Here is a 325-nt window from a genome sequence, read left to right on the forward strand (position 1 = left end):
GTGACGTTTTCAGCCGTATCAGCTCGTCCTGTTTGCCGAGCTTACACACCACCTCGTACTGCGTGTTCTTTTTCAGCGGCGTCAGCCAGTGGCGATTTTCGCCCGCATTATGCCAGTCATGTAGCAGGCCTAAAGAGTAAAAACCCTTATCGAACAGCGTAATACTGTTATCCGGCGCGCTGGCTGCCAGCTTTGCCGCCAGGCGCATCTCGTTCACGTCGTAACTGTCCATCACACTGGCCCGCAACAGGTGACTGCTCAGTTCCATCAGGCAGACCATGCGGACCTGAGGATATCCACGTTCACCGTGCTGGTTCGAAGCCTT

At 55.1% G+C, this 325-nt stretch carries 1 protein-coding gene; it reads right to left on the bottom strand.

Translation table 11 applies throughout. The annotated features are described in order from the left end of the window. The coding region (locus AACU55_RS23395; RefSeq protein WP_167686187.1) for a transposase at positions 1 to 325 on the bottom strand (325 nt) is incomplete at both ends.

The organism is Rahnella sp. CJA17(1/100) (assembly GCF_963881615.1).
GTDB lineage: Bacteria > Pseudomonadota > Gammaproteobacteria > Enterobacterales > Enterobacteriaceae > Rahnella > Rahnella aceris.